This window comes from Methanospirillum hungatei, from assembly GCF_020216685.1.
GTDB lineage: Archaea > Halobacteriota > Methanomicrobia > Methanomicrobiales > Methanospirillaceae > Methanospirillum > Methanospirillum hungatei_B.
The window spans coordinates 1-10000 of the sequence record NZ_JAIWNS010000097.1 but is presented as its reverse complement, the minus strand read 5'-3'; the positions used below and the strand labels follow the sequence as shown (position 1 = coordinate 10000).

The following is a 10000-nucleotide window of genomic DNA, read 5'->3' as shown; positions in this document are numbered from 1 at the left end:
ATGGTAAACCCAGGAAGATCCTGATATCCACGGGTATACAGAAGGTCAAAATATGTTCCGTCCACCTGACCACGGTTTAATTTTCTCTTCTCATGCAGGATGAATTCTTCATATGAGGTATCTGGATTTCGTTTCCGGTAAACGGTCTTCCAGAGATCTTCACTCAATTCCTCAACCGAACCCATCTGAATGGCTCTGACCAGTTGCTTTTGGGCATGTCTGAAGGCTGACCCATACACAACTCCATCTATATCGGAATGTTCTCCCCCAAGACCACAGAGAAGAGAGCCGGTCACACCAAAGGTACAGGGGGGAAGATGAAGGGCTTTTACCAGTTTTGCAACCTTCGGATGAGTGGATGCGATCTGTTCTATCCCTTCATCCGGCTTTAACACAGCAGTTATCTGATCATGCGGAATCCGGTGAACAAGACCAGCCCAGTCTGGATGATGCTCTGCTATGAGACGATACGCTTCTTCAAACTCTACCTTCCGGTACCTGGTTCCGGTGCCATCTGTCCGGTCTCCGGCAGGGTCAGGGATATATCGCAGGACCGATCCCACCGTAGAGGTATTGTCATAGGCTGCGACGGCATAGTACCATCCATTCCTATCCCTGACAAAATCACGAAGACGAATCGGTTTCATCAGGACCACTTTGCCAGAAATGATGCAACTGATTCTATATCTGCTCCAACCCGGACGATCTCATGAAACTCCAGATCAACGACCGTTGAGGGCGTTCCTGGGAGGGGACCGACATTGACCGCACAGTCATACGGTACATTACAGAGATCAATTGTGACCGGGTCAGGACCACCGGACAGATTGGCACTGGTTGCTGTTATCGGAGTATCATACCGGGATATCAGTTCAAGGGCCACCTCATGATTCGGATACCTGATTCCAATCTTTTTCGTCCCGGCGGTAAGCCGTGGTGATAAAATATTTCGTGCAGGAAGGATGAGGGTGACCGGTCCGGGTAGGAACTCTTCAATAAACTGTTCTGCCATCTCATCCACATAGGCTACCGCACCAATCATGTCAGGATCTGATACCGCAATCGAGATGGGTTTATGATATTCCCTGCCCTTTGCTTCAAATACTTTCAGAATTGCCTCATCCGATAAGGCATCAGCTCCCAGACCATACAGGGTATCGGTCGGATATACAACCAGACCATCATGCATCAGGACATCTAATGCCCGATCTAAAGAAATATTCAGAATTTTTTCCCCCTTACACGGTTTACATCAAATACTGCTATGGTAGATACATGCATCACGGCAAACACTCCTGCCTGAATGGGATCGGTGACGACAAGGTCGGCATGGTCTGCAACACTTCCAGCCATATTCAGGGCAATAACAGGAATGCCTGCGAGTTTTACCCGATCAACCGATTCTGAAACTGCTCCTCCCATGATTGAGCCGGCAAGGACCAGGATCTCCACCCGTGGCAGCCGGGTCACGGCATCAACCGCCTGGGCAAGCGTTTTCTCCCCGACAAGCGGGATGGTATCCACACTTATCCGCTCTCCCCTGATATTATGTCGATCGGCTTCATTGACGGCGCCCATGGCAACCTGGGCTACCTGGGCCCCTCCACCGATGATGATAACCCGTTTACCATAAATATCCCCAAAAGAGACATGCTCAATAACATCCCGTACACCGGATAGTTCATGTAAGGCACTCATGAGATCCTCCTGATGAACATCACCTTCATATTCAATATAGAGTTCATCAAAAACATCTTCAGTCCGGCCATGTATCGTCTCCAGATGGATCATGACAATATTTGCATTATGGTCTGCAAAGGTCCCGGCTATCTCTTTCAGGACCCCTTTCTGATTCCGGGCATAAATACAAACTGCCTTCAGATTATCTTCTGACACCGGTGTGAATCCTCCATACATTCTATGGATGAAAAGTCCCAGAAAAGATGAGAGCTAAAGAAAGATACAACTTTCCACGTACATATATTCCTGAACAGGGGTTAAATCCTTATGATAGTGAGGTATACAAAGCATCACACATAATGAATGGAAATACATTGTACTCTTCCTTATTACAAGAGTGGACGAAAGGCCTTTTAAAAGAGGAGGGCCTCATTTCTGTCTTTACGCATATCAGGGACATCCCGTATGCAATCGTCCCAGAGTGGAATGATTCAGACGATATCATTCGACGGATGGTTACTGAAAATAAAGGGTGGTGCGGACCAAAACACCATCTTCTAGCATGGATGTTTCAACAACTCGGAGTCAGGACCAGATACCGGTACATCCCGTTCAGGTGGCAGGATCAGCCATTTCATTATCCTGAATCAATAACCATTCTTTTTCCAGACCTTCCATCATCAGTTCATCTCTGTTTAGAGGTTTTTCTTGCAGGTGAATGGAAACTGATCGATGCAACCTGGGATCCCCGGTTAAAACGGGCAGGTTTCCCGATAAATACGTGGGATGGAGGATCTGAAACCATGCCCGCGGTATGCGAACATACGCATGAACCACACCTGACTCAAAGAACTCATGATAACCGGGAAGTGAGAATTACATTTGTTCGTCGTTTCAATGCATGGCTGGAAAGCATCCGCGAGGAAGAAAAGTATAATTAATTGCCAGTGTCTTCAGGGATGTATTTTTCTTGTCTGAATACGAAAGATAGGGGTTCATAAAGCCATTTCCAATATCCGTGATATCCGTGCAGCCATCAATACCAAAAACAGCATCCCTGTCCCTCTGGCAGATAATACCCCTCTATATCGGATCAGTCCTGGGTTCAGGGATTTTACTCTTACCTGGCCTTACTGCCGATTCAGCAGGTCCTGCATCTATTCTTGCCTGGATCCTCATGAGCATTCTGGCAATCCCAATGGCGCTTAGTATGGGATTTCTCTCAGTCCGGTTCCCCCATGCCGGAGGGGTGTCGTATTTTGTGACAAGGGCATGGAATGCAGATATCGGCATGCTTGTCGGCTGGTTCTTTTTACTCTCGGCCATCATGGCAGTCCCTATCATCGCACTCACCGGTGCCGGATATGCAGCAAGTGCTTTTGGCCTTGGAGAGGCTGGCAGACTGATTATCACCGGAATTATCATCTTCATCGCAGTCGGGACGAATTTTTTCGGGATGAGACTGACCGGAGGGGTTCAGATGGCCGTTGTTGCTGCGACCATTGCCATCCTTATCGGGGCGGTAGTCGGAAGTATACATGCCATTGAACCGTCACATTTTGTTCCATTTATGCCACACGGATGGCCAAGTGTGGGTCATGCTGCAACGCTTATCTTCTGGTGTTTTCTTGGGTGGGAGGCTATCTCACATGTCACCGAAGAGTTTGAAGACCCTGGCAGGGATGTGGTCAGGGGCACCATCATCGCATCGGTGATCATCAGTATCCTGTACCTCGCGACTGCATGTGCCGTGATTGGGACGGGGAGTTATGGACCGGGAATATCAGAAGTCTCCCTGATTCATCTGATACATCTCTCATTCGGGACTTCCGGAGTTATTATTGCAGGCATTATTACTCTGTTTATCACGACTGCTCCGGCGATTGCATATACCGGTGCAGCAGGACGGCTTGCCTATGCTATTTCAAAGGCAGGATATGCACCACGACAGTTCTCACTCCTTCATTCAGTTTACCAGACCCCGGTCGGCGGACTTATGTTCCTCTTATGTTGTTTTTATCTGATACTCGTCATTTATATGAGTGGGATAATAACCCTTGATGTGCTCATACAGATACCAAATGCAACGTTTATCCTCACCTACTGTGCTGGATGTGCAGCAGGTTTGGTGCTTATGAAAGACTCCCGGTCAGGTATGGGAGTCAGTGCCGTCTCTCTGGTTCTCACCGGGATAATATTCTGCTTTACCGGGTGGGCCATGATCTGGCCGGTCATTCTGGTGATCATCTGGATATTATATCTGCATATAAAAAACCAATCCGATGGAAGAATCACCGGGGAATAACGGTCTTACTGTAAGCAGTATGGCAATATGCGAAAAAATCTGACAGAGATTGCCTGAAATCGAAAGTCATATAGTACCATGATTATCCTCCATTGTCTGTATACTCCGGAAAAACCCGATGCTCTTATCTTATTCGGGGAGGATTACTCTGTCAAACGCCCATTACCGGGAGTGAAAAAGAAGGAGAAAACTCCTTACCCTCATGTATATGCCGTCACCGGGGAAGAAATTCAGAGAGTCCTGACACCCTTTTCAAATCTGCCTGTTTCAACAAGTAAGACCTATACTCTCAAACTTCCCGGGATAACACTTCCGTTCAAATCTTTCGATCACATAACGTGCGATATCAGCTATAATCAGCACCCAGATTCATTTCGCTTTTATGAAGTTCCATTATCCTTCACCCAGACGTCGCTTCTGGTAGATATTCTCACGAAGGAAGAACAGGTCAGTTCATTTGTTATAAGCGGGTCTCTTCGATACTGGATGGCAGTCACGCTTCTGGCATGTGAACTCGTCTCAAGGGGCAGATATCTTCCTGCAACCGGCCCGAATCCTTCCGGGGGGACAAGAGCCATCTGGAGAGCGGTACCTGCATCTGATGACAAACGAAGAATTGAGATCCTGCTCCGATCAATGCCGGATATACAGACCCTTTTTATAGAAAACGGACTGGAGAGTCCGGTTCAGATGAGTCATGAGAGTATTCTGAATTTATTCATGAATTCAATTATCACACAGGTTATAACCAGAGCCTGTGCCCTTCGGCAAGATTTGGATCATTTCTCCGAAGAAACCCTTTTTCATTCACTTCAGGAGTGTATCTGTCTGAAAACATTAACAGGCAGCATACAAAAAGAGCTGCCAGGGAGAAATGCACGGCTAAAGGCCCAATGGGGGATGCAATTGAGTGCATGGGCAGAACTTCCTGATCACTGTATTCCGGATGACCCCCAGTATCATATATGTCTTCGTCTTGATGGCCCCTCTGAAGGGATATATTATCTTGTCCCATACCTCCGACCAATAGACGATCCTGATACACTCATCACTGATAATGACATTCAAAACTCTCAGGTGATTGAAGAACTCTCTATTCCGGACAGTCTTGATCCAAGGGGAGACATGAAAAAAGCCCTCACTGAAGTATGCAGCGCTTTCTCAAAACCTGCATCACCAGTCACATCCCCCTTTGGAATGGGTCTTGCGATACCAGAATCGAATATTCTGAATTTTTTATCTGAAGAAATCCCCAGAATTAGAACGTTGCGATATGAACTGATCCTTCCTGAATGGTGGACCGGGCCTCGTATCATTCCAAAAATTCAGATGATTGTGAACCGGAATGAAGGATGTAATACCTCCTTTGGACTTGATTCTTTGCTCTCTTTTGATTATCGCATTATCATTGATGATATCTCCCTGAATGAACAGGAATTTTTTTCATATGCGCATCAGACTGCAGGAGTCATCCAAATTCATGGACGCATCGTGGCATATGATCGGGAAATTCTTCAGTCACTCCTTCAAAAGGCAAAAAAAACAGCTAAGCATGGCTTTACCGTTCGTTCGTATATCAGACTCCTTGATGAAGAGGAGGAAAATATTGTCATTACCCCTGGAGATGAATGGACAGAAAAGATTCAACAATTTATCAGGGAAGGCATAAAAACCGAAATATTTCCGCAAATCCCCGGATTTACTGGAATGCTTCGTCCGTACCAGGTAAAGGGATATTCGTTTCTTATCGGCTCAAGAAATATTGGGTTTTCAGTATGTCTTGCAGACGATATGGGTCTTGGAAAAACCATTCAGGCCATTGCATATATTCTCTCATCCCTTCAGGAGGATAGGGAGGAACCGGCTCTTATCGTTTGTCCTACTTCTATTATCGGGAACTGGGAACGTGAGCTGGCAAAGTTTGCACCCGGACTTGTCGTTCGGGCTCATCATGGCCCTAATCGCGAAAAGGGAGTGTCATTTCTGGCATCGCGAAAAAATGCAGACATATTTATCACGACGTATGCACTTGTTCATCGCGACAATGCATTTTTACGTCAGATAACCTGGTCTTCCCTTATTCTGGACGAAGCCCATCATATAAAAAACCCGGGTAGTGCACAATTTCAGGCCATGAAACTGATACGGTCAGTTCACCGGGTTGCATTAACCGGAACCCCCGTCGGGAACAGTCTGGTTGAACTTTGGGCAATCATGGATCTGTTATGTCCGGGACTTCTTCATTCTCTTCCTTTTTTTCAAAAAAATTATATTGCTCCGATAGAGCAGGACAAGAATCAGGAGAAGAAGAGTGAACTTACAAGACTTATTCGTCCCTTTCTGTTAAGGAGACTGAAGACAGACCCGGCGATAATCTCTGATCTGCCATCCAAAATGGAGATCCGTGAGTATTATACCCTGACATCCGAACAGATCCGGGCATACCAGACCGTGATTGATGATCTTTCAGGAAATCTTCAGGATGTCAGCGGGTTTGAACGAAGGGGAGCTATTCTTGCTGCTCTTATCAGGTTAAAACAGATCTGTAATCATCCGGCCCTTCCCTACGGAGGAGATATTACCAATATCCAAAGATCAGGAAAGATCATCAGGCTGTTAGAGATGCTTGAAGAGATCAGGGAAGAAGGGGATGCCGCAGTACTGTTTACTCAGTATGCCACCTTCGCAGAAGGTCTTGTAAACATTATCAGTTCTGCCTTTTCAGAAGAAGTGCTTCTCCTGACCGGGAAGACCCCACGATTGAAACGTGAAGAGAACATCATGAGATTTTCAGATCCTGACGGCCCACGGTTTTTTGTGATATCACTCCGGGCAGGGGGAACCGGCCTTAATTTGATGCGGGCGGTTCATGTCTTTCACATTGATCGGTGGTGGAATCCGGCAGTTGAGGATCAGGCTACGGACAGGGCTTTTCGAATCGGACAAACACGAAATGTTCAGGTCCATCTCATGATCGGATCAGGAACGCTGGAAGAGAAGATAGATAATATGCTTGCAGAGAAACAGTCACTTGCCAGGGAGATTATTCCGACGGGAGAGGAGTGGCTGGCCGATATGAACAATAGTGATTTAATTGAGGTGCTTCGGTTACATGCCTCCATCGGAGAGGATGAGTTCTGATGTCAGGGAAGTCAGGTCGCGGTTCTCATTCAATAAGCAGGCAGACATTTCTGGGTGAAGGATGGTGGATTTCAGAGTTATGGAAATGTTTAGAGGGGGCTTATGATCCTGAAATTATACGAAAGGGGAATGAACTTGCAAACAAGGGTATCATCGCTATTACCAGTATATCTGATGGTCTTGTCAGTGCAAAGGTTCAGGAGAATGTGATAACAGACACCAGTTTGCAGTTTCGAACCTTTAATACGGATGAATGGGGCAGGATCCAGAATATCCTTCGAGAGCATCCCTCTTCTTATGAATCAATACGGTCCGGGGATTATCCGGCTGCACTCGAATCCCTATGTAAAGAAGCGGGACTCCCCATTATTCCTCAATCAGGAGATATCACATGGAAGTGTAGCTGCACCGGTTCAAAAGTGCCATGTATGCATGGTGCAGGTTTATTTTGTGAATTAATCAGGATGATTCATGAAGATCTCTCCCTTCTTTTTACTATTCGCGGAAAAACAATTCACCTGGTAGAGCATGAGCCTTCACAGCAGATCAAAATATCGAATATCTGCGATGTGAAAGACTGGTCGAAACCTGAATTTTTACGATCTGACAAGAAAGGATTTTATGAACCCAGGCCTGAACTGGGGCTATTAACGTATAATTTCCCAAAAAGATCAGGAAGGGAGAGAAATATTATCCGGTTATGCGGCTCTTCCCCGTTTATTCTTGAGGACAGAAATCTTTCAGAATGGATTGAAGAGATATATCCAATAGCAGCGCAGTATGTCAGAACTATTCTCCGTTTAGGGAATAATAAATAAGAATGGTGTTATTCTGCGAAAATCTGACCGATGTCCGGATATTAAAGTACCATAATTCAGTCCTTGAGAACCAAATGATCTACATTCTTCACGAATGTATAAATATGTGCATTGATAAACTAAAGTATACATGAATACGAAGATCATTCTTGATGAAAATGAGATCCCAAAAAAGTGGTATAATATTCAGGCAGACCTGAAAACCCCTCTCGATCCCCCGATGCATCCCCAGACGAAAAAGCCGGTCGGACCTTCAGATCTCGAACCGATCTTTCCAAAAGAACTTATCAGACAGGAGATGTGCCAGGACCGGTACATTGACATTCCTGAGGAAGTCCGTGATACCTATACCCTCTGGAGACCGTCCCCACTCTTTCGTGCACACCGTCTTGAGAAGATCCTGAAAACTCCGGCAAAGATCTACTATAAGTACGAAGGAGTAAGCCCGCCTGGGTCACACAAGCCAAACACCGCCATCGCCCAGGCATATTATAATATGAAGGAAGGGATTGAACGGATTGCCACCGAGACCGGTGCAGGGCAATGGGGGTCATCCCTTGCATTTGCCACCCAGCTCTTTGGTATGGAATGTAAAGTCTACATGGTCAGGGGAAGTTATGACCAGAAACCATACCGGAAGATGATGATGCAGACCTGGGGAGCCACCTGTGTTCCCTCGCCATCACCAGATACCAACTCAGGACGGGCGATCCTTGCAAAGGATCCGGACACCCCCGGCAGTCTTGGTATCGCCATATCTGAAGCGGTTGAGGATGCAGCAACCCATGACAACACGAACTACTCACTTGGAAGTGTCCTCAATCATGTCTGCCTGCATCAGACCATCATCGGCCAGGAGGCACAAAAACAACTTGACATGGTTGATGAGAAAGCAGATATCGTCATTGCTTCCGCAGGTGGAGGGTCAAATCTTGCCGGTCTTTGTTTCCCGTTTGTGAAGGATAAGATCGACGGGAAGAATCCGGATGTGGAGATCATAGGGGTTGAACCGGCCGCTTGTCCATCCATGACCAGAGGGATGTATGCCTATGATTTCGGTGATGTTGCTGGCCTGACGCCGCTCCTGAAGATGTTTACCCTGGGTCATGATTTCATCCCTCCCTCCATCCACGCCGGGGGGCTCAGATATCATGGAATGGCACCACTGGTATCACGACTTCATGCAGATCAGTTGATTGATTCAACCTCTGTCTATCAGAATGAGGTGTTTGATGCAGCGGTGATGTTCGCACGTGCAGAAGGTATCATTCCTGCACCTGAGTCTGCACATGCCATCAGGGTTGCAATCGACAAGGCACTTGAATGCAAAAAGACCGGAGAGGCAAAGACCATCCTCTTTAATAACAGTGGTCATGGACACTTTGATCTCTCAAGCTATGAAGGATACTTTGCAGGATCCCTCGTTGATTATGAATATCCGGCAGATCTGATTGCAGAATCCCTGAAAAAACTTCCTGCCATATCATGATAAAAGTCGGGTTTATCGTCAATCCCTATGCCGGGATGGGAGGTGCGGTAGGCCTGAAAGGAACTGACGGGCGTATAAAGGAAGCAATTGAGAGGGGTGCAGTCAGGGAATCTCCTGCAAAAGCAATCAGGTTTCTAACCGGTTTAACCCGGAAAGACCTTCTTTTTTTCACGGCCGGCGGAGAGATGGGGGAAGATGAACTGAAATCTGCAAAACTTTCCTGTACCTGCCTGTATCATCCAGATAATCCTCAACCTGACCAGGATACATCCATCCTCACTACTGCGGCGGATACGATTGAAGCATGTAAAAAATTTCTTCAGAATAACTGCGATATCATCATATTCTGTGGAGGGGACGGGACAGCACGGGATGTATACTCCTGTACCGGAGCAAAAACCCTCATCCTGGGTATTCCGACCGGTGTCAAGATCTATTCCGGAGTTTTTGCCACATCGCCGGAGTCTGCTGCAAGACTTCTCTCTCAATGGAACGGGAGTTCGTATACCGACGGAGAAGTCATGGATGTGGATGAGGAAGAGTACCGGAAAGGAAATCTGAATACCC

Annotated in this window: 9 protein-coding genes; 6 read left to right on the top strand and 3 right to left on the bottom strand. The window is 46.6% G+C overall.

Going from position 1 to position 10000, the window contains the following annotated elements; translation table 11 throughout:
* The 3 genes from LDL35_RS05835 to LDL35_RS05825 form a co-directional block, all read right to left on the bottom strand.
* On the bottom strand, positions 1–647 hold a 647-nt coding region (locus LDL35_RS05835; RefSeq protein WP_304020358.1), incomplete at its 3' end, for a DNA polymerase subunit beta.
* Positions 647–1225 carry an L-threonylcarbamoyladenylate synthase gene (locus tag LDL35_RS05830; RefSeq protein ID WP_304020359.1) on the bottom strand — a complete coding sequence of 193 codons (579 nt, stop codon included), beginning with the start codon at positions 1223–1225 and terminating at the stop codon, positions 647–649. The genes LDL35_RS05830 and LDL35_RS05835, both read right to left, overlap by 1 nt.
* Positions 1222–1896 carry a DUF5612 domain-containing protein gene (locus tag LDL35_RS05825; RefSeq protein WP_304020356.1) on the bottom strand — a complete coding sequence of 225 codons (675 nt, stop codon included), beginning with the start codon at positions 1894–1896 and terminating at the stop codon, positions 1222–1224. Before LDL35_RS05825 ends, LDL35_RS05830 begins: the two co-directional genes overlap by 4 nt.
* A gap of 47 nt (positions 1897–1943) precedes the next feature.
* Here LDL35_RS05825 and LDL35_RS05820 point away from each other — a divergent pair, with 47 nt between their 5' ends.
* The 6 genes from LDL35_RS05820 to LDL35_RS05795 all read left to right on the top strand — a co-directional run.
* Positions 1944–2621 carry a hypothetical protein gene (locus tag LDL35_RS05820; RefSeq protein ID WP_304020354.1) on the top strand — a complete coding sequence of 226 codons (678 nt, stop codon included), beginning with the start codon at positions 1944–1946 and terminating at the stop codon, positions 2619–2621.
* 86 nt (positions 2622–2707) lie between these two features.
* On the top strand, positions 2708–3985 hold the full coding sequence (locus LDL35_RS05815; RefSeq protein WP_304020352.1) for an APC family permease: 1278 nt from the start codon (positions 2708–2710) through the stop codon (positions 3983–3985).
* 78 nt (positions 3986–4063) lie between these two features.
* A complete protein-coding gene (locus LDL35_RS05810; RefSeq protein ID WP_304020351.1) occupies positions 4064–7126 on the top strand; it encodes a DEAD/DEAH box helicase in 3063 nt (1020 codons plus the stop codon).
* Complete coding sequence (locus LDL35_RS05805; protein ID WP_304020349.1) at positions 7126–7944, top strand: hypothetical protein; 819 nt, start codon at positions 7126–7128, stop codon at positions 7942–7944. The genes LDL35_RS05810 and LDL35_RS05805 overlap by 1 nt, the downstream gene beginning before the upstream one ends.
* Positions 7945–8074: 130 nt before the next feature.
* On the top strand, positions 8075–9433 hold the full coding sequence (locus LDL35_RS05800) for a TrpB-like pyridoxal phosphate-dependent enzyme (RefSeq protein WP_304020347.1): 1359 nt from the start codon (positions 8075–8077) through the stop codon (positions 9431–9433).
* Positions 9430–10000: ATP-NAD kinase family protein (locus tag LDL35_RS05795; RefSeq protein ID WP_304020346.1), on the top strand; the 571-nt coding region annotated here is incomplete at its 3' end. The genes LDL35_RS05800 and LDL35_RS05795, both read left to right, overlap by 4 nt.